Origin of the sequence: Algoriphagus taiwanensis (assembly GCF_036245645.1) — a bacterium.
Lineage (GTDB): Bacteria > Bacteroidota > Bacteroidia > Cytophagales > Cyclobacteriaceae > Algoriphagus > Algoriphagus taiwanensis.
In genome coordinates, this window is sequence record NZ_BTPE01000001.1 from 113,623 (window position 1) to 135,203 (window position 21,581).

The following is a 21,581-nucleotide window of genomic DNA, read 5'->3' on the forward strand; positions in this document are numbered from 1 at the left end:
ATTCATCTAAATAAAGAATTCAAAAAAAGATGGCAGGAGCTAAAGAGACACCTAGACAACGGATGATCGGGATGATGTACTTGGTCCTGACGGCCCTTTTGGCACTTCAGGTTAGTAATCAGATCCTCCAGAAGTTTGTTCTCATCAATGATGGGATGGAAAGAACTTCACGGAACTACATTTCAAAAAATGAATTTACTGTCAATTCCATCAAAGCGACAGTAGAGGAGCAAGGTAACAATCCAAAGGATGTTCCCAAAGTAGCTGCAGCGCAGCAGGTAAGAGAGGCCACGAAAGAAATTACCGTGTACCTTGAAGACCTAAAGCAGGAATTGATTACTCAGGCTAATGCCAAAAATGAAGAAGGTAACTTCGTCAATGCGGCGTTGAAAAATACTGAGGTTCCTGGTAATATGTTTGCCAATAATGGTAAAGGCGACGAGCTAAAAGAAAGATTGAATGCTTACCCTACCAAGGTATCTGAAATCCTTAATGGAATTGGAATTACCGGAGTAAGCTTCAAGCCTATCGCACTTGACGCTTCTGAAATAGAGATTTTTGCGAATGATAGAGAGGTAAAGGGTAAAAGCTTTACCAACCTGAATTTTGTGAAATCTCCGGTTGGTGCTGTAATGGCTTTGCTTTCTCAGTTTCAAAATGAGGTTTTGAACATTGAAGGAGAAGCATTGGCTCAAATTACCCAATCGATCGGTTCATTTTATTTCAAAGCTGATATCCTCGAAGGTAAGATTGCTGCGGTTTCAAATGTAGTGGCTGCAGGGACCAAGTTTGAAGGAGATATGTTTATTGCTTCCGCTTCCTCATCAGCTGCTCCTACCATGACTCTCAACGGTCGATCAGTTCCGGTTGAAAATGGATTTGGAAAGGTGGAATTCGTAGTACCTCCTGCAGGCAGCTACGATGATCGTGGTCTTTCCAGACAAGTTTTGAAAGGGGAAATTGTGACCAACGTTGGTGGTGAAGATCAGGTTATCCCTGTGGAATACGAGTACTTTGTAGCTAGACCGGTGATCAAAGTGTCTTCAGAGGTAGTTCAGCAATTGTATGCAGACTGTGCCAATGAGCTTTTGATTGAAGTCCCTGCCTTAGGAAATTCTTATTCTCCAGAATTTGCTATTTCAAATGGTCAGTCTATTAAAGGAAATAATCCAGGTCAGGTGACCATCATTCCGGGCGCTTCTGGTAAAGTAACCATCGGCGTAAGTTCCGGTGGAAATAAAATCGGCGATGTGGCGTTTGACATTAAGCCGGTACCAGCACCTACCATCCGCGTGGTTGGGTCCAATGGGAGTGAAGTTGATTTGAGTCAGGCTCAAGCTATCAATGTTCTTTCCGGAATTAAAGTGGTAGCTGTTCCAGAGCCGACTTTCGCCAGAACAATGGCAAAAGATGCCAACTTCGAAGTGACTGGTGGTGAACTTATCCTTCTTAGAAGTGAGGTTCCTAGACAGACTATCCCAATCGGTGGCAGCATGCGTTCTTTGCTCGAAAGTGCAAGACCGGGTGATGATATTGTGGTGAGAGTGACACAAGTAACACGAACAAACTTCAGAGGAAACAAAATCAACTCTGAACTAAGAGAAATCAAGAGAATTGCCGTTAAGTAAGCAGTTCTGCAAACTACCTATAGTATGAAACGATTGGTGCAAAAATTCTTCCTCCTTGCCTTTATCCTGCTTGGCTTTAGTCTTCAGGGTGTAGAGGCGCAAGTAGCCACAAGTGTCAACCCATCTGGTTTTGGGGATCGGCAGTTTGATATGGATACTGTCTATTCTGTGAAAAGAATCAGGGAAGATGATAAAATGTATCAAATCTCTGTATGGAGAAGAATTGACCTGAGAGAGAAATATAATCTTTCACTCTATGGTTCTGGTGATAACAAAGCCAATGGAATCGTAAATCAAATTTACAAGGCAGTTGTAGATGAAAATGCCCTTGAAGTATTTGGGGATGAAAATTTCACCCAGCCTTTATCCATCGCAGAGTTTCAGGAGAATTTCTGGATTTCCGCCAACGGGGATTCCATTTTTGTCAAGCAGCTGTATTACTTGGATTTCAAAGAGGACTTTGTGTTTGAAAAGCATCATTCAAAGACCATCTTCGATATCAAATATTTGGAATTGGTGATGCCATCTGCGACCAATGCCAACGCTGGACAAAAGACCATCGCTTACATTAGGTACAAGGACTTTGTCAATTATTTCAAAAATCATCCTGAAGCTAGATGGTTAAATTATCAAAACATCTCTAAAAGTTTGACCTATGACGAAGCTTTTGAGTCCCGTCTTTTCAGGTCAGTAGTTAGAAGGTTTACCAATCCAGATGAGGCTTTGATTGCCGATTTGATAGATGGTGAGCATCCTAATCCTGAGATGCAAGCCTATCTCAACTCTCTGGCTTTTGAATACAAACTATTAGAATTTGAAAATTCACTCTGGGAGTGGTAAAAAATAAAAGGGGCTTAGGCCCCTTTATTTTTTTCTTTCCATTCCATCAGACTCTGTGCTCGGCTCATTCCTATCACTTCACTCAATTCTTCGAGGTTTGCAGCCTTTATTTTTTTGACTGATTTGAAGTGCTTCAATAGTTTCTCCGCTGTATTCTCACCTATTCCAGGAATGGCCGTAAGCTGGGTTCCAAAAGCATTTTTGCTCCTTACTTTACGGTGGAAGGTGATGGCAAATCGGTGTGCTTCGTCACGAATTCGTTGGAGTAATTTGAGACTCTCGGACTTCTTGTCAATATGAATAGGATAGGAGTCTCCTGGAAAATAGATTTCTTCCAGTCTTTTGGCAATGCCGATAATCGGCATTTTGCCGTAGATGCCCAATTCTTGCAAGGCCTCCACCGCAGATGAAAGTTGTCCCTTTCCTCCATCGATTACCACCAGTTTGGGTAGGGGCTTTTCCTCTTCCATTAGTCGTTTATATCTCCTGCCGACAATTTCTTTCATACTTGCAAAATCGTTGGGTCCTTCGACAGTTTTGATATGAAAGTGACGGTATTCTTTGACAGCAGCCTTTCCATTAAGGAAGCAAACCATGCTTGCCACCGGGCTAGTACCCATGATGTTGGAATTGTCAAAGCATTCGATGTGGTCAGGGATTTCCGGAAGACTCAAATCTTGCTGAAGCTGCTTGATGACCCGGTCCTTTTTATCCTGATTGAGTCCCTGCAGTAGGGCCTTTTCCTTTTTGTAATACAAGGCGTTTTTCAGAGAAAGCTCAATCAGCTTTTTCTTATCACCAATTTTCGGAACGCTGAGATCGAGTCCTTCGATTGGATTTTCAAGATTGATATTGGTTAGAGTTTCCGTTGCATCACTTTGAAACTGGTCCTGCAGGCGTATCAATGCCGTGATGAGCAATTCTTCTTCTGATTCATCCAGTCTCTTCTTCAATTCCACATTCTTGGAAGTAATCATCGCCCCGTTTTTGACTCGCATGTAGTTGACGTAGGCCGTTTTTTCATCAGCTACCAAGGTACAAACATCAAGATTTGAAATGCCAGGATTAGTAATGAGTGACTTCGCCTGATATTTTTCAAGCAAATCCAATTTTTCCTTCATCCGATGAGCTTTTTCAAACTCCAATTTTTCAGCATGCTCCTGCATCTCTTGTTTGAAATAGGACTTAGCCACGCCAAGATTACCTTTCAGGATATGCTTGGCTTGTTCTAAATCTTTCAGGTAGGCAGCTTCTCGCTGATGGCCTACACAGGGACCTTGACAGTTGCCAATGTGGTATTCCAAGCAGACTTTGTACTTTCCTTCATCAATTTTGTAAGGAGAAAGGTCCAAGCTGCAAGTTCGGATAGTAAAAAGCTCACGGATTAGATCCAGCACATTGTTCATGGCCTTGACACTTGCAAAAGGCCCGAAGTAGGTTCCCCTTTTGGGGATTAGTTTCCGGGTTGGGAATATCCTTGGGAAGTTTTCCCTGGTAATGAGCAAATAAGGGTAGGTCTTGTCATCCCTCAGCAGGATATTGTATTTGGGCTGGATCTTTTTGATCAGGTTGTTTTCCAAAAGGAGCGCATCCAGTTCCGAATTGACCAAGGTGATTTCTATCCTAGCAATCTCTTTGACCATTCTTCGGGTTTTCAGGTTGCTGCCGGAAAGTTTGTTGAAATAGCTACTGACCCTTTTTTTAAGGCTTTTGGCCTTGCCCACGTAGATCAGTTCATTTTCATGATTGAAATACTTATACACCCCCGGATGGTCGGGAAGCTGAAGATGATCAGAAGGCAAAAAGGACGAAGATTCCATGGGTCAAAAATAAAAAAACAGACCGGGAATCGATCTGTTTTCTATTGGATGAAAATTGTCTGAATTAGAAATCGTTTTTCTTGGCATCGTAGTCAAAGTCGGCAAAGCGCTGACTTTCCTGCTCGTATTTGTCACAGTCTATTTCAATGCTAAGTGGCCTCTCTGGTCTTGGGAACGGCCCTTTGGTGTAGCCGAGTGAAGGATCTGCATAGACTTTGGACATATATTTGACCCAAATGGGACGAGCTGTTCTTCCACCCTGACCTGCTGTCCAGCTTCGGAAGTGGATAGCGCGGTCATCTCCGCCAACCCATGTGCCTGATACTAAGTCTTTGCTGACACCCATGTACCATCCATCGGAAGCATTTTGCGTGGTACCCGTCTTTCCTCCCAATTCATTGCCTTCTCGAAGTGTCCAAGGCACTCCTTGGGAAGTACCTGATTCCTCCTCAAATCCTCCCCGAAGCATGTAGAGCATCAAGTAGGCGTGTTCCTCGGTCATCGCAGGGCGTTTTTTGGGAGTGAATTGTTGAATGACATTTCCGTTTTTGTCTTCGATCCGATCGATATAGAAAGGTGTGGTATGCTCACCCTTATTCACGAAGGTTCCAAAAGCTCCGACCATTTCAAAAACGGATACATCATTTACTCCAAGGGCTAGGGAAGGCACTTCTTCCAAATCACTCGTCACCCCAATTCTCTTGGCGGTCTCTACCACGATTTTGGGACTTAGCTTTTTCATCATGTAAGCGGTCACAGAGTTGATCGACTGTGCCATTGCTCTACGGATGGTCATTTTCTGATAAGAAAACTTTCCGTCTGCATTGGAAGGACTCCAAGCAGGTTGTCCGGGAATGTAGACTTCTACTGGTTGATCGACTACTGAATAACATGGGCTGTATCCATTTTCTATCGCTGCTGCATAGACGAATGGTTTGAATGTAGATCCTGGTTGCCGCTTACTCTGCTTGACGTGGTCAAACTTGAAGTATTTGTGATCAATACCTCCCACCCAAGCTTTGATGTGTCCGGTATGAGCATCCATGCTGACAAATCCGGTTTGAAGGAACTTTTTGTAATACCGAAGCGAATCCATGGTGCTCATGAGGGTGTCTATTTCCCCTCTTTCCCATGAGAATACCCGCATTCTCTTTTTCTCGTTGAGTTTGATGTCGATAGAATCGGTATCATTTCCGTAGCGGTTCCTTAGAAGACGATAGGCTTCAGTTCTTTTGACGGCGTCTTCAATGAAGTTGGGAATCACCTGCCAATTTTCATCAATCCAAGGATCCCGGCTTCCCATTTCTTTGTAAAAGGCCTTTTGCAATTCAGACATGTGTTCTGCCACGGCTTCTTCAGCGTATCGCTGCATTCGACTGTCAATAGTCACGTGGATTTTCAGCCCATCACCAAAAAGATCATAGGCAGTCCCATCTGATTTGAGATTCTCTTTGGTCCACTTGATCATATCCGCTTTTACTATTTCGCGGAAATAGGTCGCCAAACCAATGTTATGGTTTTGAACTTTGTAATCCAGCTCGATAGGAAGCTTGGAAATGGAGTCATATTCCGCTTCAGTTAAGGCTTCATTCTTTACCATTTGGTACAAGACGGTGTTTCTTCTTCGAAGAGAATTATCCGGATTGAAAACAGGGCTGTAATAGGTTGGAGCCTTGAAAAGTCCTACCAAAACTGCTGATTCCTGTACATTTAGCTCAGCCGGAGTCTTGTTGAAGAAGGTCGAAGCTGCAGTTTTGATCCCATAGGCATTGGACCCAAACTCAGAAGTATTCAAATAGAGGGTCAGGATCTCATCTTTGGTATAGGCTTTTTCCAGCTGGGTAGCCACGATCCATTCCTTGGTCTTGATAATAAGCATTCTCAGGCCCGGAACATTGCTAAGCACTCCCTGACTTGCATCTGTTCTGGTTTTAAAGAGGTTTTTGGCTGTTTGCTGGGAAAGAGTGGAGCCTCCTCCTGCATCTTGGCCCAAGATCAAGGACTTCACAATCACCCGGATCATGGCAGTCATGTCTATTCCGGAGTGGCTGTCGAAGCGCACATCTTCCGTGGCGATGAGGGCGTTGACCAAGTTTGGAGAAAGGTCCTCGTAGTCTACAGGACTTCTGTTTTCCCGAAAGTAAGTGCCTAAAAGCACTCCATCTGAAGAATATAGCTCGGAGGCAATTTCACTTTCTGGATTTTCCAAGGCTTTGAAGTCAGGAAGAGAACCAAAAAGCCCCAGGAAATTGATACTAACCATCCACACAAATAGGATGAAAAACAGAACGCCGGCAATAAAGGCGATCCAGAGATATTTTATGGTTTTACCGGCCCAAGCAGCAAGGGTGGGTTTGGTAGTTTTAGACATAGTTTACTGATACAGACTTCGGAAGAATAACAAATACTCTTCCACATTTTTGGTTTTATTCAGGATTTGGAAATTTTCTATAGAAATGAAAAAGGCCTTTGCTTTGACTTCATCCGGTAATCCCTCCGATTTAAAGTCACTTGAAAATTTCTTGTAGTATTCATAAGCGGCTTCCGAATTGGAGAATGGGCTAATGATGAAAATGGCCTCCTCTGTGCTCATATTCATGTTTCCGGTTCTCAATCGAGAGTTTTTGAAGTTTTGCCCGTGGAAGTTTTCCAGGTCTCCCAAGAGATTTTTGGCTTTTTCGGATTCCTCAGGACTCATCGAAATCACAAAAATATGGGTTTGTGCGTCGTTTATTTTATAAGGCGAATTTTCAGGAATTTTAAGATTTTCCGGTGTCAGGTTTTCGGCTGGAGTGGCAGTGGAGTCGGCCTCTTCCTCTTCTTTGGGGGCCAATGCTGCCAATTCTTCTGCAGACAAAAGTGGGCGGAGCATTTGCTTGGCCAAAGCGACAAGGCTTTCGTCTTTGGTGTTTTCGATATAGCCTTCCAATCGCTCCTTGAACCGGTCCTTGGATTGGGTTTTTCCGATGACCATGATGTCCAAAAGAAGCAGCTTTTCTGTAGTTCTGGTCAAAGGATATTGCTCCAAAGTAGAGCGGATGATTTGGGAAGCCCGTGAATATTGTCCCGAATAGTAGGCATTGTAGGCTTCCTCATAGTCTTTGGAAGCAGCGAGATAAGCTACATTCCCGGAGGCAGCATTTGGGTTGTTTACAGAAAAGGTGTACTGAGAATCCGGAAACTCCCGATTGAGTCGGGAAACATACTGCTGGGAGTTGCCTCCGGTATCTCTTTGTCCCAAAAAGAGCAAGTAGTAAGCTTCCGGTTTTTTATTCGAATTGGGATAATTTCGGATGAGTGTCTCAAGATTTTCAATACTCAGCAGAGGTTCATTGAATTCGAAATAGAGCAATTTGCCCAGTTCAAAATAAGACTCCTCCAATTCCAAATTGATCTGTTCCTTAATCTCGGGAGTAGTTGGAATTTGAGCTAATAAGCTTTCTTTGGTAGGCAATCCTGCTAAAATCGGGTTTTCCTGATTGGCCAAGGAATCCTCACTTGCCTTAATTTCCTCAGGCTGTGCGGAGGTTTGAAAGATCGCAGAGCGTCTTCTCCAATTGTCCTGAAGGGGTCGACTACCCCAGTTCCGGTTGAATTCAATCGCTCCTTGTTGCATAGCGACTCCATTGTCGAAATAGAAGCTTGAACCCGCATCTCTTCCGCTAAATGCCAAAAGGTTATTGAAAATATTACTGTTCTTGGGCTGTTCTTTTTCCCTTGCCTCTCTGACTAGACGCTCTTCTTCAGATTTGATGTAGGCTAAGGCAATGGCTTCCTGTTCTTCGGGTGTTTTTTCGGCAAGGATAATCAAGCTATCATTAAGCTGAATTCGTTCTTGATGAAATACATAATTGTCAAGAGTGATTTTTCTCTCCTGAATGACCGATGCAGCCGGGTCATCCGCTTTGATGAAAGTCAATGCACTATCCAAGTAGTATTTGGTGGCCCGGTAGTCTTTGAATTCTTCAATGTGAATTTCTGCCAGTTTTTGATAAATATATCCCTTGATTCTGGGATTGGTTCCGGGCTCCTTGGCCGCTTGATGCAGCAGGTCCAAGGTGAGAGGAATGTCTCCCTGTTTTTCTTCAAAGAGTGCCTGTTCGTAAACCACCACATCTTTCAGGTCCTTGTTTTTAGGATCCTTGTATAAGTCTTCGTAGTAATTGCGGACCTTTCTCAGGTCTTTGGAGGCGTTGAGTTCAGCCACTTGCTGTGCATAGAGGGTGGCGAAAAAACTCCGTTCGTAAGGAGGATTTCCATCTAAAGCTCTTTTGTAATAATCGTAGGCCAAAGCATCCAAGCCTTCCCGCTGATACAGCTGTGCAAGGATGAAATTGATTCTGGACTTTTCCTTTTTATCCTCCCCATATTCCAATGCCCGGTCCAAAGCCCCGATGATGCCATTGGCGTCATCCCGGACTTCATAATAATAGGCGAGAGTTCGATAGAGCTCGTAGCGGTTTTCGTCACTGATTCCCGACTCTTTGGAGAGGTAGTCGATGGTGAAATTGGCATTTTCGATTTCTCCTTTGTCAATATAGAGTCTCAGAAGACTGATTAAGGTCTGATGCCGCAAATCATTGTCTTTGCTCGTGCTATTCACATATTTGAAAGCATTCAGGGCATCATCCTGCTGGGCTTGGAGGTAATCTATTTTCCCCAATAGGTAATAGCTGTCATCCTTCCATTTGGATATTTTGTGCCATTCGATGGCCTTGGAAGCCATATCCCGTGCAGAGTCCAGTTTGGCCTTGTTTTGCTGAATCGTAGCCGAATCAATGGGTACGAATACCGGTAATACTTGAGTGTAATCTTCTTTGTAATTGGTCCGGACCTGAGTTTCTACGTCCTTTATTTTTTGATCTGCGAGGTAATAGGCGTTGAAATGAGCCGTAAGGTTATGAAAGGCCCTATTGGTAAAAGTGTCCCGCTCGGAAGAACAGGCCACAGCAAAAAACATAAGGACCCCGAAAAGGCCGAAAATTTTTCTCATTTCTACATTTTACCCAAATGGAATACCAAAATAGGCTTTTTGCCTTACTTAGCGAACGAATTGGTCATTGTTATATTTTCCCCACTTTCCCTAACTTCACTTATGCCTGATTCCAAGCCCAAAAACAAGCCCAACTCTTCCGGTCCTCCGGTTTATGTGAAATACATCGGATTATCCTTTCAGTTATTTGGAATCATCGGGGGAGGCACTTGGCTGGGATGGTGGATTCAGCAAAAAAGCACCATGAAGTTTCCTCTTTGGTTGCTTCTATTCAGTTTTCTGTCCGTTTTTGTTGCTTTTTATCAGCTTTGGCTTTCCATGAAAAGAGATGGGTAGCATTTCAGCAGAATGAAGTAGCTTTGTGCGAAAGTCGACCAAAGTGGCACTCCTTACTAATATACATGTACGTTTTTGGCTCTTTTCTCTGGGACTGGGGCTTATAATTTGGGTACTTCAGCAGGTGTTTCCTGCAATCATCCATCCCAAAATCTGGGAAATCCTGATTTTCCTCGTCTTGTTTTTCTTTTTTATACAGCTACTCAATTCTTTCTTGCTGAAAATGCTCCCGGATAGTTTTTTTCAGATTTCTGTCCTGGCGATGGTTCTGAGGCTGATTGGTTCCCTGGTTTTTATAGGGGTGGAAGTATGGCCAGGCATGGAAAATATTATTTTGTTTATCGCCGATTTCTTTGTGATTTTTTTGTTCTACTTAGTTTTTGATATCTACGCCTTTCTATCTAACTTGCGGCCGATTTCGAAGTAGCCCTCAAAAACAAGAGTTGATGACGCGTAAATTATTGGCCTTAAGTCTTTTATTTTCAGCATTTTTGCTGATTAATTCTACCCCCACTTTTGCGGCAGGTTCAGAAGAAGATAAGACAAGCTTTATCATGCACCACGTGAAGGACTCTCATGAGTGGCATTTTGCGACCTTTGGGCACACTCACGTTACCCTTCCATTACCGGTTATTGTTTATTCTTCCGATCGGGGTTTGGAGTTTTTCAAATCCAGCGATTTTCAGAATCATGACACGCACGCTTTCGGTAAGGAATATGCTCACGAAGGATATTTTATTGATGAGCATGACCACTTGGGAAGAGTAGACGGGGCGAGCTTTATCGAGCTTTCCATCACCAAAAACGTGGTCATGATGTTTTTGGTTATGATTATTTTGGCTGTTTTGGCTATTTCCGCAGGGAATTATTACAAGAAAAACGGGGCAGTTGCTCCCAAAGGACCTGCAGCTCTATTGGAGCCGATTGTGATCTTCGTGAGAGATGAGATCGCCAAAAATTCCATCGGTCCTAAGTATAAGAAGTTCGTTCCTTATCTATTGACCTTATTCTTGTTTATCTGGTTTGGTAACCTTCTGGGTCTTTTGCCAGGTGCAGCCAATATGACCGGAAACATCGGGGTGACCTTTACTCTTGCTATTCTGACCTTTATCCTGACCAACGTCAATGGAAACAAGGATTACTGGAAGCACGTGTTTGCTACTCCGGGAGTGCCGATTCCTATGTTGCTGATTATCGTGCCTGTGGAGATCATCGGTTTGTTTACCAAGCCTTTCGCTTTGATGGTCCGACTTTTCGTGGCGATCACTGCAGGTCACATTGTGATCTTGGGCTTTATTGCTTTGGTTTTCATCTTCGAATCCTACGCTATTGGGGTAGTGAGTACGCTGATGGTGACCTTTATCAATATCATCGAATTGCTCGTAGCCACGATTCAGGCTTATGTATTTACGCTGTTTACAGCGATGTACATCGGTTCAGCGGTGGCCGAACACGCGCATGACGATCATCATTAAGTAGAAATTTCTTTGTTCAATTTATAAATCTAACTCTTATGTTAATGTCTATCTTGTTGACTGCTGGTTATGCACTTATGGGTGCTGGTATCGGTGCTGGTATTGTTGCGATTGGCGCAGGACTTGGTATCGGTCGTATCGGTGGTCAGGCAATGGAATCTATTGCTCGTCAGCCAGAAGCTGCTGGTAAGATCCAAGGTGCAATGTTGATCATCGCAGCTTTGATCGAGGTGGTTTCCCTGTTCGCAGCGGTAATCTGTCTGTTGATCGCGTTGAATATCGCGGGCATCAGCTAAACCAAAATGGAAGGGGACTGGCGCTAGGCCTTTCCCCTTTCTTTCTTTCCTCTATTGAACAATCTGAAATAAATCATATATCATGGATTTGATTACTCCCAGTTCCGCACTTATTTTCTGGCAGCTGTTTGGCTTCCTAGGGTTATTGTTTATCCTGATCAAGTTTGCCTGGAAGCCTATGCTTGCTGCATTGGAAGAGCGGGAGACGAGCATTGAGAATTCTCTCAAGGCTGCCGAACAAGCCAGAAACGAGATGGCCAACCTTAAGGCAGAAAATGAAAAGCTCCTTCAGGAAGCCAGACTTGAGCGGGATTCTATCCTGAAAAAAGCGCAGGATGCTTCCGTCAAGATGATTGAAGATGCGAAAAATGAAGCTTCCAAGGTGGCTGCTGAGCAAATTGAAAATGCAAAAGTTGTCATCGAGACAGAGAAAAAAGCAGCCTTGACTGAAGTGAAAAATCAGGTGGCTCTTTTGACTTTGGAAGTGACTGAGAAGCTCCTCAGAAAGAACCTAGCCGACGAAAAAGCTCAAAAAGAGCTTGTGGAGGAATTTGTAAAAGACCTTAAGCTCAACTAATCATCCATGTCCAACGAAAGAGTAGCGTACGCCTATGCCAAATCTCTGATGGAACTGGCTAAAGAACGTGGACAGGTAGAGGAAGTCTATCAGGACTTTCTTCATCTGAAAGCGATGTCTGATTCCAATAGAGACCTGAAGTTGGTCATGCGCAATCCCATCATCAGCTCGGAGAAGAAATTGAATATTCTCAAGGCTCTTTATAAAAAAAGGGGAGCTACCGAAGCTACGATGAAATTTTACGAAATCATCTGCAGAAAAGGCCGGGAGAATATCCTGACTGAAATGGCAAAGTATTTTGTCAAGCTCTATCAGGTAGAAAAATCGATTCAGGTAGCTGAGTTAACTACTACTTTCCCGATTGACGAAAAGCTGAGAAAGGAATTCAAAGCCGTCATCGCGAAAATATCCAATGCTAAGGAGGTTCAGCTTGTCGAAAAAGTCAACCCTGAACTTATCGGTGGCTATATCCTTACAGTGAATGACAAGCAGCTTGATGAGTCCCTAAGTGGTAAACTCAAAAAGTTGAAGAGTCAGATTACACACAATCAATACGTCAAACAGTTTTAAAACGATCTATATACTACTATCATGGCAGAAGTAAGACCTGATGAAGTTTCGGCGATCTTGAGAGAACAACTCTCCGGTGTCAGAACTGAAGCTGAACTCGAAGAAGTGGGTACCGTACTCCAAGTGGGTGACGGGGTAGCCCGTATCTATGGACTTTCCAAAGCTCAAGCAGGGGAATTGCTGGAGTTTGACAATGGAACCAAAGCCATGGTGCTCAACCTCGAAGAGGACAATGTGGGTGCTGTACTTTTTGGGGATTCCAAAGAAATCAAAGAAGGAGATACCGTAAAGCGTACCAAGAAAATCGCCTCTATCCAAGTAGGTGAAGGCATGTTGGGTCGCGTAGTGGATACTTTGGGTAACCCTATCGACGGTAAAGGACCTATCACCGGTGAATTGTACGAGATGCCTTTGGAAAGAAAAGCTCCAGGTGTAATCTACCGTGAACCGGTAACCGAACCGCTTCAGACCGGTATCAAATCTATCGATGCCATGATTCCAATCGGAAGAGGTCAGCGGGAATTGGTAATCGGTGACCGTCAGACTGGAAAGACTGCCGTTTTGATCGATACCATCCTCAATCAAAAGAGCTTCTACGAAAAAGGCGAGCCTGTATTCTGTATCTACGTAGCTATCGGACAGAAAGCGTCTACCGTAGCAGGTATCTTGGCTGCTTTGGAAAAAGGCGGAGCACTTCCTTACACCGTAATCGTTTCTGCAGCGGCTTCAGACCCTGCACCGATGCAGTTCTTTGCTCCATTTGCGGGCGCGGCTATCGGAGAATTCTTCCGTGACACCGGACGTCCTGCCCTAGTGGTATACGATGACCTTTCCAAGCAGGCAGTGGCTTACCGTGAAGTTTCCCTTCTATTGAGAAGACCTCCGGGACGTGAAGCGTATCCTGGTGACGTATTCTATTTGCACTCCAGATTGCTGGAAAGAGCTGCAAAAATCAATAAGTCTGACAAGATCGCTCAGGAAATGAACGACCTTCCCGATTCCATCAAGCATTTGGTGAAAGGTGGTGGTTCTTTGACTGCCCTTCCGGTGATCGAAACTCAGGCAGGTGACGTTTCCGCCTATATCCCTACCAACGTAATCTCCATTACCGACGGTCAGATCTTCTTGGAAACCAACCTTTTCAACTCCGGTATCCGTCCTGCCATCAACGTGGGTATCTCCGTATCCCGAGTAGGGGGTAACGCGCAGATCAAAGCGATGAAGAAAGTAGCCGGTACCTTGAAGCTCGATCAGGCACAGTTCCGTGAATTGGAGGCTTTCTCCAAGTTCGGTTCCGACCTCGATGCTTCTACCAAGCGTACCATCGAAAGAGGCCGTAGAAACCAGGAAATTCTGAAGCAGCCTCAATACTCTCCGGTATCTGTGGCGCATCAGGTAGCCATCATTTATGCTTCTACCCGAGGCTTGATGGATTCCGTGCCTGTAGAAAAAGCAAGAGCATTCGAGAAGGAATTCTACACCCTGTTGGATACTTCTTATCCTGAGGCTTTGGAAAAAATCCTTAAAGGAGATATCGACGGTGCAGGTCAAATCCTGGCTCAAGCAGCCAAAGAATTGGCACCTAAGTACGCATAAATCAACCATTCCTTCCGGGTGGGCTAATCCCCACCTGGATTTAGATCGATACAAAGTAAGCACAGATGGCTAACCTTAAGGAAGTAAAGCAAAGGATCACCTCGGTCACGTCCACGCAGCAGATTACCAAAGCCATGAAAATGGTGTCCGCTGCCAAGCTGAGAAGAGCGCAGGACAAGATCGTGCAGATGCGTCCTTTCTCCCAAAAGCTGACTGCAGTCCTCAACAATGTTTCTGCATCAGCAGAAGGGACCGCGGATTTGGTATATGCCCAAAAAAGAGAGGTCAAAAAAGTGCTTTTCGTGGCAGTGACCTCTGACAAGGGACTTTGCGGAGCTTTCAACTCCAATATCATCAAAGCTACTCAGGCTGCTATCCGGGAGAATTTCTCTCAAGCCGAAGTGACCATCATGCCAATCGGCAGAAAGTCCATGGACTTCTTCAAAAAGACCCGTTATGGCATCAAAGGCAACCATGCACAGCTGTTTCAGGACTTGAGTGTGGATGCCGTATGGAATGCAGCCAATGAGGTAATGGATGCCTTTGTAGCCGGGGAGTTCGATCAGGTATTTTTGGTGTTCAACGAATTCAAAAACGTGGCGACCCAAATTATCCGTACTGAGCAGTTTCTTCCTATGGCCCCGATGGAGTCTACCGAAGCGGCTACAACGGAGACGGATTATATCCTTGAGCCTTCTCGTGAGTTTATCATTCAGGAGTTGGTACCAAAGGCCCTTCGTGTGCAGTTTTACAAAGCTCTCTTGGAAAGCAACGCTTCCGAGCATGGTGCACGAATGACTGCAATGGATAAGGCTACCGAAAACGCCGGTGAATTGCTGAAGGAATTGAAGCTGATGTACAACAGAACACGTCAGGCAGCGATCACCAACGAAATTTTGGAAATTGTAGCTGGAGCGAATGCCCTCGGCGGAAAATAAACAACAATAGATCCCAAATCGGAACCACAGCTCGCAAGGGTTGTGGTTTTTTTGTTGCTTTTCTATAAATTGAACTAAAGTTTTTAAGATATGAAATTCAACTTACCTGAAAACGAGACCCTTCCTGTTCAATTCTTATCCTCGACATTTAACAATACTTCTGCCACCTATAAATACTATTGGTTTCTTTCAATCATTCAATTATTGGAGGAAGAGGGGGCAAAAATTGAGAAAAATAAAATTTTCGCTAGGATGTTAGCGAATGCTTGGTATACAGTTAACTTTTTCAAGGTTTCCTTCGGAAAGCAGGATAAAATTCAAGATTCCATCGTCTACTTTTTAGAGGAAAAGAAAATTCCTGTTGACTTGGGCCTTGACAGGGTTTGGGAAAAAATTCTTTCTTTCAAAGATTCAAAATCTCTGTCGAAGATTTCACATTTCGATAAGCAAGTACCGCATTGGTTTCTATCTCCATGGTTTGGTGAATTGAATAGACGACATATTTACCTTAACTCTTCTGATCCAGAAAAGAAATGTCTGTATTTTTTGAATTCTGATTATTTGGAGATTAATCCTGAATGGAAAGAATACCTTATGAAAAATGCCTCAATTCTAAAAGATTTTTGTTTCTGGAATTTGAGTTTGTTTTTGCAAAAGCACAATCCAAATGTTCCTGATATCCCCAATAAACTTATCAAGCCAATCAGCAGAACAGGACTGAGAAGACAAAAAAGGAATTTTTGGAATTATTACTTTGAAGAAGTTGGGGAACAGAAGTGTATTTATTCTGGAGAAAAATTGACAATAGGAAATTATGCTTTGGATCATTTTGTGCCCTATAATTTTGTTTCTCATGATTTAAACTGGAATTTGATTCCGGCTCACTCTTCTGTGAACTCCTCAAAAAGTGATAAACTTCCAAGGCTTTCCGACTTTTTTGATGCCTTTTTTGAAATCCAGAAAAGAAGCTTTGAAATTGTCTTTCAAAGGGCTGGTAATTCCAAAATAATTGAAGATTATTTGACCGTTTTTCCCTCTCTCGAGGAATTTACTGGTGACGACAACTCGAAAGTTAGATTTCGGGAAACGATTGAACCATTAATCACTATTGCCCACAATAACGGCTTTCAATTTTATGAGCCAAAACGCTAATCAATTCTCTCACCTCACTGCTAAAGAACGAGAAAGTCTTTCCTTTCCAGCCAGAATGGTAAAGGAAAAAGGACTATTGGCAGGGGAGATATTGGATTTTGGATGTGGATTTGGGAAAGATGTGGAAATTCTGAAAAGTCAAGGCTTTCGAATTGAGGGATATGACAAGCATTACTTTCCCAGATTTCCAGAAAAGAGATTTGATACGATTCTTTGTTTTTATGTATTGAATGTTCTTCTTCCGGAAGAGCAAGCATTAGTGTTGATGGAGGTATCTTCCTTACTTAAGCCATCAGGAAAGGCCTACTTTGCTGTGAGAAGGGATTTGGTTTATGAAGGATTTCGAATGCACAAAATCCATCAAAAACAAACTTTTCAAACCAACGTCATTTTACCTTTTGCATCGATTTTCAAAAATGAGAATTGTGAAATTTACTCATATCAGCATTTCAATCGAGTAGAAAAGCCTTCTTCAGCCTGTCCGTTTTGTAATCCAAGTTCGGAATTCGAATTAATCTTAGAGTCCGCTCAGGCTTTTTCCATTCTGGATAAATTCCCTGTCAATCCCGGTCATGCATTGATCATTCCAAAGAGGCATGTGGAAGATTATTTTGAGTTAAGCTTCAAAGAGCAATCCTCTTGCTTATTTATGCTTAATGAGGCCAAAAAGATGCTTAAAAAGCGATTTAACCCCGATGGGTTTAATGTGGGAATCAATATTGGAGAGAAAGCCGGACAGACTATTTTCCATGTACATATCCATTTGATTCCAAGATATTCAGGTGATGTGGATGACCCTAGAGGTGGTGTAAGGGGTGTAATACCTTTGAGAAAACTGTATTGAACTGAACTTAGTTCTCAAGTTCCAATTTTCTAGAGTTTTATCTTTCCTCTCCCCTAAATTTTTACACCAATTAAGGTAACCTCACCACAGATAATCTTCGTTAAAAAAAGCAAGTTCGACTGGTAGATAATGGCTTTTTACCCCGGTCTTTTTACATGGGGAAAATGGCAGATTGCCATTCGGATAGACCCAAATTTAACCGATATCCCTATGAAAAAATCCATGTTTGTACTGGCTTTGGCCGCGGTGTTGTCTTCGTGTACGGTGATCCGACAAGGAGAAGTAGGAGTAAAAAGAAAATATGGTAAGCTGAATCCCAATGTGTTTGATGCAGGCTTGGTTTCTTACAATCCATTTTCCACTCGAGTCCTGAAAGTTCCCATTCGGACCACCAATCAGGAGGTCAGAATGAACCTGCCTAGTAAAGAAGGCCTGACGGTAGAGTCGGAAATCTCTATCCTCTACAGCGTAGAGAAAGCCAAAGTCCCTTATATCCTTGAAGATGTGGGACAGAATTTCTCTTCTGTGCTGATTATGAATGTGTTTCGCTCCGCAGCTGCCGATGTCAGTGCCCAATACATGGCCAAGGACATGCACTCCGGTATGCGAAGTCAAATTGAGCAACAAATCCAGGAAAAAATGCATGAATCTCTGAGGTCAAGAGGAGTGGTAGTCGAGCGCGTATTGATGAAAAGTATCAAGCTACCCGATGAACTTAGCCGGGCTATAGAGCGCAAGCTTGCCGCCGAACAGGAAGCGCAGCAAATGGAATACATCCTGGACCGGGAGCGAAAAGAAGCCGAACGCCGAAAAATCGAAGCCCAAGGTACCCGGGAAGCCCAGAAAATACTAGCCGAGGGATTGGTCAAGGAAATCATCGAACTACGCAGCATCGAAGCCTTCCGGGAGTTGGCCAACTCCCCCAATGCCAAAATCATCATCACAGATGGCAAGGCTCCTTTGTTGATTAACCCTCAAAGAGATTGATTTTAAGGGGGATTTTGAGCTTTTTACAAAGGCCTCGGTGGGAAACTGTCGGGGCCTTTGGTTTGGAAATGGGGTTGGGATGTTTTTCCAGAAAGAAGATTAGAAAACCAAGTTTTCCATCCCTCTTGTCTCTTCCTCTTCAAACTCCCTCAAAGCATTAATCAGCCGGAATCCCTGCATCTTGGGAAGGTCGGAAAGGGTAAGTTCCTGAGGGACTATTTTCCCTTCTGCAATGAGTCGGGCGCGGGCGGTCCCTTCGAGCAGGGGCGTGGCGGGAGTCAGCCAATCCTTTCCGTCAAAAAAGACCACATTGCAGTACGAGGTGTCCCGAATAGCCCCATGCTGCAGAATCAATACATCATCCGCATCTCCCCGCTGCTGCTTGAGTTGGTCGAGGGCACTTCGGTCCCTCCATTTCAGGGAATAATCAATCTCCGGAGCTTCGATCAGTCGAAGTCGGTTTAAAGGGGCTGTTTGATAGGGTTCAATTTCCGCCTTGGTCCCTTCGGAATTATAGAGGATCCGAAGCCTGTTTTTGCCTTTTTGAAACTCCTCAGGGATACAGACGCCTTCCAAAAGGGAAAAGGAAGGAAGCCGACCGAATTCCCGGAAATAGGAATGCGCAAACCTCCGCTCATGCCACTCTGCATGCCGAATCTGCCCCTCGAGGAGACAAAGCGTTTCAAACAAAGGGTACATAGATTTTGGTTAGCAGTTCCTGATATTCCTCTTCGGCTTGGCTGAGGGCGGTGATTCCTCCTCCACTTCGAAAGTAAAACTCTCCATCCCGGTTTTCCAAAAAGCGGATGGCCACCGCACTCTCTACTTTCTCCCCGTCAAATAGCCCAAATACCCCGCAATAGTACCCTCGCTCGTCCAATTCGGCTGCTTGGATGATTTCTACGGTCTTGACCTTTGGGGCACCGGTCACCGAACCTGCAGGCAGGAGACGCAGGAGGATTTCTCCGATCTTTTCATGCCAGTTTTCTGGTAAGGTTCCCCGGATTTCTGAGCTGGTTTGCACGATTTCCTTGCCTCCGGCAGGAATCCGTTCGGTATAGCGGTAGCGGGCTACCCGGATTTTTTTGGCGACCATAGCCAGGTCATTGCGCAGCAAATCCACCACCGTATTATGCTCCCATTCTTCCTTGGTATTGGCCAAAAGGACCTCCTCAGCACGTTCCACGCTTCCATCGAGGGTTCCTTTCATTGGGAAGGTGGCGATTTCCTCCCCTTCCATTTTTACAAAGCCTTCCGGAGAAAATACAGCAAAGCGGTCTTGGAAAAGCAGCTGATAGGGAGCCTTGCCCAGGTGAAAAAGCTCTGCCAAACTCCGGTCGGTCTTGACTTTTGATGGGAAAGTCAGGTTAAGTAGATAGCTGTCTCCCTGCAAAATATGTTCGTGAACTTGCTTAAACCTCCACTGATATTCTTCATAGGAAATGGGGGAATATGCCCATTTTACCCTCGAGGGAACAGCTTGAGGTACGAAATTGCTTCGCTGACCGATTCGAAAATAGATTCCAAGCTTTTCAGCCTCCTCCCAAGTGTAGGCCTGAGGATTTTTCCCCTCAAAGTCCAGAAGGAAGAAAAATGGAGTCCGGCTTTTTCCCCATTCCTCGGTCTGCCTGCAGAATTCTTCCCTAGTCATGAACATAAGCGGATAAAGTTGCGCATCAATTGGGCCCCGGTAGGAGAAAGGAAGGACTCCGGGTGGAATTGGATGCCGAAAATGGGCTTTTCTCGATGCTGTACGGCCATAATCTCATTTTCAGCCGACAGGCCAATGATGTCCAATTCTTCAGGCACCGATTCTTTTTCCAGCATCCAAGAGTGATATAGACCCACTTCCATGGCTTGGGGAATTCCGGCAAAGAGTGGGGAGGAAGGTTGGATTTGAATGGTTTTCTTTCGTCCGTGAATGACCTGAGGCAATCGGGTAAGCTTAGCCCCAAAATACTCACCTATGCCCTGATGACCCAAGCAAACACCAAGTAGGGGGACATTCCGGTTGGTACAGGCAGCAATGCAGGGGAAAAGGCCGGGATGGTCCTTGGGCCGCATGGGGCCGGGGGAGAGAATGACTCCCTTTTTTCCTTCCAAAAGTTCAGGATACCATTCCGAAGAGGGTACAATCGTAAGAGGAAGGGAAGAGACCTCAGCGATCAGTTCAGCCAAATTGTAGGTGAAGGAATCCTGATGGTCCAAAAGCAGCACGCCCACAGTCAGTCTATCGAGTTTTTCGGGGGCAAAGGTAAGCCAAGGCGGCTGAATTTTTCGGGGGTTTCTGGGCTTCTGTTCACTTTTTTCGGAGAAAAGAAAGCCAATGGCTTCAAGCCTAGGCTTTGCCGTAAGTCGCCTGAACCCATCGCTCGAAAAACACATCATTTACCTCGTAGTAGGACTTTCCTTCCGGGTCGCTGTCCTGAGAGACGATTTCTTTATCGATCAGGGCTTGTAGCGATTTGAGTACCGTGGCCCCACTTCCGAGTTGATGGTCTTGGATGAAGTTTTTGGAGGTGGGAGAGAAGACCCTTCCTGCTTTGGAGATGGCTACGGCAAGCTTCCACTGCTGTGGACTCAGTAGGGTACGGTAGTAGAGAAAAAAGGTCTCGCCTTCATCCAGTATTTTTTGTGCACAGCTTTTCCAGTCTTCCTCTTCGTAGGCTGCTTTGTCCAACTGAAAAACCCGGTTGCAGAGAGCTTGCACATAGTAGGTATGGCCTTTGGTCCAATCGAGGATTTGTTCGGCAATCTCCGGGCTTAAGCTCTTTCCATGGGCTTTGAATTGGGAGAGGATATATTTCCTATAGACGAGCGGATCTATCGTTTTCAGGACAAAGGGATTGGCGCTACGGTAGAAGGGCCGCGTAGGGTCTGAAAAGAGTTGGTTCAGCAAGGTCTGCTGACTTCCTGAAAACAGGAAAAACACGTTTTGAAGCTGTTGGATAGCCGACCTTAGCCAAGCGTCTGTATTTTTTTCGGGATAGGAGTGAATCTGCTGAAACTCATCGATTGCGATTACCACGGGATTTTCCTGTTTGGAAAGGAAATCCAAAATATCCACTACAGGCCTTTGTGCTTGGCTGATTTGGAAACTCACCTGAGGGATTCCGTTAAGCTGATCGAAGGAAATAATGGGGCGGAGCGTTTTGACGAAATCCCATATCCGCTTTCCCAAAGGATCTTTTTCCGGAAATTGCTGAAGCAGGGCAGTTCCCAAGGCATTGAGGAGCTGCTGTTCGTTTTCGGTGGCCAAAATATCCAAATACACAAAGCCCCAAGTTTTGGGAAGAAAATGCCGGATATGATGAATCAAGGCGGTTTTTCCCAATCTTCTTTTTCCAATCAGTAGACAGGATTGCCCATTTTGAAGCAGTTGGGTAATCTGTTTGGTTTCTGCTTCTCGGTCACAGAAGTAGCTAGGGCCATAGTATCCTGAGGTAGGAAAAGGATTTAGGGGCTTTTTGTATCGGATGGGCATACCTTCAATGAATGATTCACCAAAGGTAATTTACCAAAGGTAATT

19 protein-coding genes are annotated in these 21,581 nt (G+C 44.4%); 12 read left to right on the top strand and 7 right to left on the bottom strand.

Features of this window, described 5'->3' with window-relative positions:
* Window positions 1–29 precede the first annotated feature (29 nt).
* A complete protein-coding gene (gene porM, locus AAA938_RS00420; RefSeq protein ID WP_338226670.1) occupies window positions 30–1,628 on the top strand; it encodes a type IX secretion system motor protein PorM/GldM in 1,599 nt (532 codons plus the stop codon).
* 24 nt (window positions 1,629–1,652) lie between these two features.
* The gene (porN, locus tag AAA938_RS00425) at window positions 1,653–2,468 is read left to right on the top strand and encodes a type IX secretion system ring subunit PorN/GldN (RefSeq protein WP_338226671.1); all 816 of its coding nucleotides are present in this window, start codon (window positions 1,653–1,655) and stop codon (window positions 2,466–2,468) included.
* A gap of 14 nt (window positions 2,469–2,482) precedes the next feature.
* Here the strand turns inward: porN and uvrC are convergent, their stop codons facing one another.
* The 3 genes from uvrC to porW all read right to left on the bottom strand — a co-directional run bounded on the left by uvrC (window position 2,483) and on the right by porW (window position 9,281).
* Window positions 2,483–4,288, bottom strand: coding sequence for an excinuclease ABC subunit UvrC (gene uvrC, locus AAA938_RS00430; protein ID WP_338226672.1), 1,806 nt, complete (start codon window positions 4,286–4,288; stop codon window positions 2,483–2,485).
* Window positions 4,289–4,352: 64 nt separating this feature from the next.
* A complete protein-coding gene (locus AAA938_RS00435; protein WP_338226673.1) occupies window positions 4,353–6,659 on the bottom strand; it encodes a penicillin-binding protein 1A in 2,307 nt (768 codons plus the stop codon).
* A 3-nt stretch (window positions 6,660–6,662) separates the two neighbouring features.
* Window positions 6,663–9,281: a type IX secretion system periplasmic lipoprotein PorW/SprE gene (porW, locus tag AAA938_RS00440; protein ID WP_338226674.1), complete on the bottom strand. Its 2,619-nt coding sequence runs from the start codon at window positions 9,279–9,281 to the stop codon at window positions 6,663–6,665.
* A gap of 102 nt (window positions 9,282–9,383) precedes the next feature.
* Between porW and AAA938_RS00445 the strand changes: the two genes are divergently transcribed.
* The 10 genes from AAA938_RS00445 to AAA938_RS00490 all read left to right on the top strand — a co-directional run bounded on the left by AAA938_RS00445 (window position 9,384) and on the right by AAA938_RS00490 (window position 18,052).
* Window positions 9,384–9,617 (top strand): AtpZ/AtpI family protein, encoded by a 234-nt coding sequence (locus AAA938_RS00445; protein ID WP_338226675.1) that lies wholly within the window; start codon window positions 9,384–9,386, stop codon window positions 9,615–9,617.
* A 446-nt stretch (window positions 9,618–10,063) separates the two neighbouring features.
* Window positions 10,064–11,092, top strand: coding sequence for a F0F1 ATP synthase subunit A (gene atpB, locus AAA938_RS00450; protein ID WP_338226676.1), 1,029 nt, complete (start codon window positions 10,064–10,066; stop codon window positions 11,090–11,092).
* 38 nt (window positions 11,093–11,130) lie between these two features.
* Entirely contained in the window at window positions 11,131–11,388 is a 258-nt protein-coding gene (gene atpE, locus AAA938_RS00455) for an ATP synthase F0 subunit C (protein WP_026947636.1), read from the top strand.
* Between the two features lie 82 nt (window positions 11,389–11,470).
* The gene (gene atpF / locus AAA938_RS00460; RefSeq protein ID WP_338226677.1) at window positions 11,471–11,965 is read left to right on the top strand and encodes a F0F1 ATP synthase subunit B; all 495 of its coding nucleotides are present in this window, start codon (window positions 11,471–11,473) and stop codon (window positions 11,963–11,965) included.
* A 6-nt stretch (window positions 11,966–11,971) separates the two neighbouring features.
* Window positions 11,972–12,535 carry an ATP synthase F1 subunit delta gene (gene atpH / locus AAA938_RS00465; RefSeq protein WP_338226678.1) on the top strand — a complete coding sequence of 188 codons (564 nt, stop codon included), beginning with the start codon at window positions 11,972–11,974 and terminating at the stop codon, window positions 12,533–12,535.
* Window positions 12,536–12,556: 21 nt separating this feature from the next.
* On the top strand, window positions 12,557–14,131 hold the full coding sequence (atpA, locus tag AAA938_RS00470; protein WP_338221210.1) for a F0F1 ATP synthase subunit alpha: 1,575 nt from the start codon (window positions 12,557–12,559) through the stop codon (window positions 14,129–14,131).
* 65 nt (window positions 14,132–14,196) lie between these two features.
* On the top strand, window positions 14,197–15,069 hold the full coding sequence (gene atpG, locus AAA938_RS00475) for an ATP synthase F1 subunit gamma (protein WP_338226679.1): 873 nt from the start codon (window positions 14,197–14,199) through the stop codon (window positions 15,067–15,069).
* Window positions 15,070–15,159: 90 nt separating this feature from the next.
* Complete coding sequence (locus AAA938_RS00480; RefSeq protein WP_338226680.1) at window positions 15,160–16,221, top strand: HNH endonuclease domain-containing protein; 1,062 nt, start codon at window positions 15,160–15,162, stop codon at window positions 16,219–16,221.
* Window positions 16,205–17,065: an HIT domain-containing protein gene (locus AAA938_RS00485; RefSeq protein ID WP_338226681.1), complete on the top strand. Its 861-nt coding sequence runs from the start codon at window positions 16,205–16,207 to the stop codon at window positions 17,063–17,065. The genes AAA938_RS00480 and AAA938_RS00485 overlap by 17 nt, the downstream gene beginning before the upstream one ends.
* Before the next feature lie 210 nt (window positions 17,066–17,275).
* Complete coding sequence (locus tag AAA938_RS00490; RefSeq protein ID WP_338226682.1) at window positions 17,276–18,052, top strand: prohibitin family protein; 777 nt, start codon at window positions 17,276–17,278, stop codon at window positions 18,050–18,052.
* 99 nt (window positions 18,053–18,151) lie between these two features.
* On the opposite strand, the gene AAA938_RS00495 is transcribed toward AAA938_RS00490, so the two are convergent.
* Genes AAA938_RS00495 through AAA938_RS00510 form a run of 4 tightly spaced genes read right to left on the bottom strand, consistent with a single transcriptional unit; the run spans window position 18,152 to window position 21,536 of the window.
* Window positions 18,152–18,751, bottom strand: coding sequence for an aminotransferase class IV (locus AAA938_RS00495; protein WP_338226683.1), 600 nt, complete (start codon window positions 18,749–18,751; stop codon window positions 18,152–18,154).
* Complete coding sequence (locus AAA938_RS00500) at window positions 18,735–19,703, bottom strand: aminodeoxychorismate synthase component I (protein WP_338226684.1); 969 nt, start codon at window positions 19,701–19,703, stop codon at window positions 18,735–18,737. Before AAA938_RS00500 ends, AAA938_RS00495 begins: the two co-directional genes overlap by 17 nt.
* Window positions 19,700–20,440, bottom strand: a complete 741-nt coding sequence (locus AAA938_RS00505; RefSeq protein WP_338226685.1) for an anthranilate synthase component II — start codon at window positions 20,438–20,440, stop codon at window positions 19,700–19,702. Before AAA938_RS00505 ends, AAA938_RS00500 begins: the two co-directional genes overlap by 4 nt.
* Complete coding sequence (locus tag AAA938_RS00510) at window positions 20,391–21,536, bottom strand: AAA family ATPase (protein WP_338226686.1); 1,146 nt, start codon at window positions 21,534–21,536, stop codon at window positions 20,391–20,393. The genes AAA938_RS00505 and AAA938_RS00510 overlap by 50 nt, the downstream gene beginning before the upstream one ends.
* Window positions 21,537–21,581: the final 45 nt, after the last annotated feature.

Bases quoted from the DNA above. Each gene is read 5' to 3' on its own strand.
- atpH (WP_338226678.1), top strand. From the start codon at position 11,972: ATGTCCAACGAAAGAGTAGCGTACGCCTATGCCAAATCTCTGATGGAA.
- AAA938_RS00435 (WP_338226673.1), bottom strand. From the start codon at position 6,659: ATGTCTAAAACTACCAAACCCACCCTTGCTGCTTGGGCCGGTAAAACC.
- uvrC (WP_338226672.1), bottom strand. From the start codon at position 4,288: ATGGAATCTTCGTCCTTTTTGCCTTCTGATCATCTTCAGCTTCCCGAC.
- AAA938_RS00445 (WP_338226675.1), top strand. From the start codon at position 9,384: ATGCCTGATTCCAAGCCCAAAAACAAGCCCAACTCTTCCGGTCCTCCG.
- porW (WP_338226674.1), bottom strand. From the start codon at position 9,281: ATGAGAAAAATTTTCGGCCTTTTCGGGGTCCTTATGTTTTTTGCTGTG.
- atpE (WP_026947636.1), top strand. From the start codon at position 11,131: ATGTTAATGTCTATCTTGTTGACTGCTGGTTATGCACTTATGGGTGCT.
- AAA938_RS00490 (WP_338226682.1), top strand. From the start codon at position 17,276: ATGAAAAAATCCATGTTTGTACTGGCTTTGGCCGCGGTGTTGTCTTCG.
- AAA938_RS00510 (WP_338226686.1), bottom strand. From the start codon at position 21,536: ATGCCCATCCGATACAAAAAGCCCCTAAATCCTTTTCCTACCTCAGGA.
- AAA938_RS00495 (WP_338226683.1), bottom strand. From the start codon at position 18,751: ATGTACCCTTTGTTTGAAACGCTTTGTCTCCTCGAGGGGCAGATTCGG.
- AAA938_RS00485 (WP_338226681.1), top strand. From the start codon at position 16,205: ATGAGCCAAAACGCTAATCAATTCTCTCACCTCACTGCTAAAGAACGA.
- porN (WP_338226671.1), top strand. From the start codon at position 1,653: ATGAAACGATTGGTGCAAAAATTCTTCCTCCTTGCCTTTATCCTGCTT.
- atpB (WP_338226676.1), top strand. From the start codon at position 10,064: ATGACGCGTAAATTATTGGCCTTAAGTCTTTTATTTTCAGCATTTTTG.
- porM (WP_338226670.1), top strand. From the start codon at position 30: ATGGCAGGAGCTAAAGAGACACCTAGACAACGGATGATCGGGATGATG.
- atpG (WP_338226679.1), top strand. From the start codon at position 14,197: ATGGCTAACCTTAAGGAAGTAAAGCAAAGGATCACCTCGGTCACGTCC.
- AAA938_RS00480 (WP_338226680.1), top strand. From the start codon at position 15,160: ATGAAATTCAACTTACCTGAAAACGAGACCCTTCCTGTTCAATTCTTA.
- AAA938_RS00505 (WP_338226685.1), bottom strand. From the start codon at position 20,440: ATGATGTGTTTTTCGAGCGATGGGTTCAGGCGACTTACGGCAAAGCCT.
- AAA938_RS00500 (WP_338226684.1), bottom strand. From the start codon at position 19,703: ATGACTAGGGAAGAATTCTGCAGGCAGACCGAGGAATGGGGAAAAAGC.
- atpA (WP_338221210.1), top strand. From the start codon at position 12,557: ATGGCAGAAGTAAGACCTGATGAAGTTTCGGCGATCTTGAGAGAACAA.
- atpF (WP_338226677.1), top strand. From the start codon at position 11,471: ATGGATTTGATTACTCCCAGTTCCGCACTTATTTTCTGGCAGCTGTTT.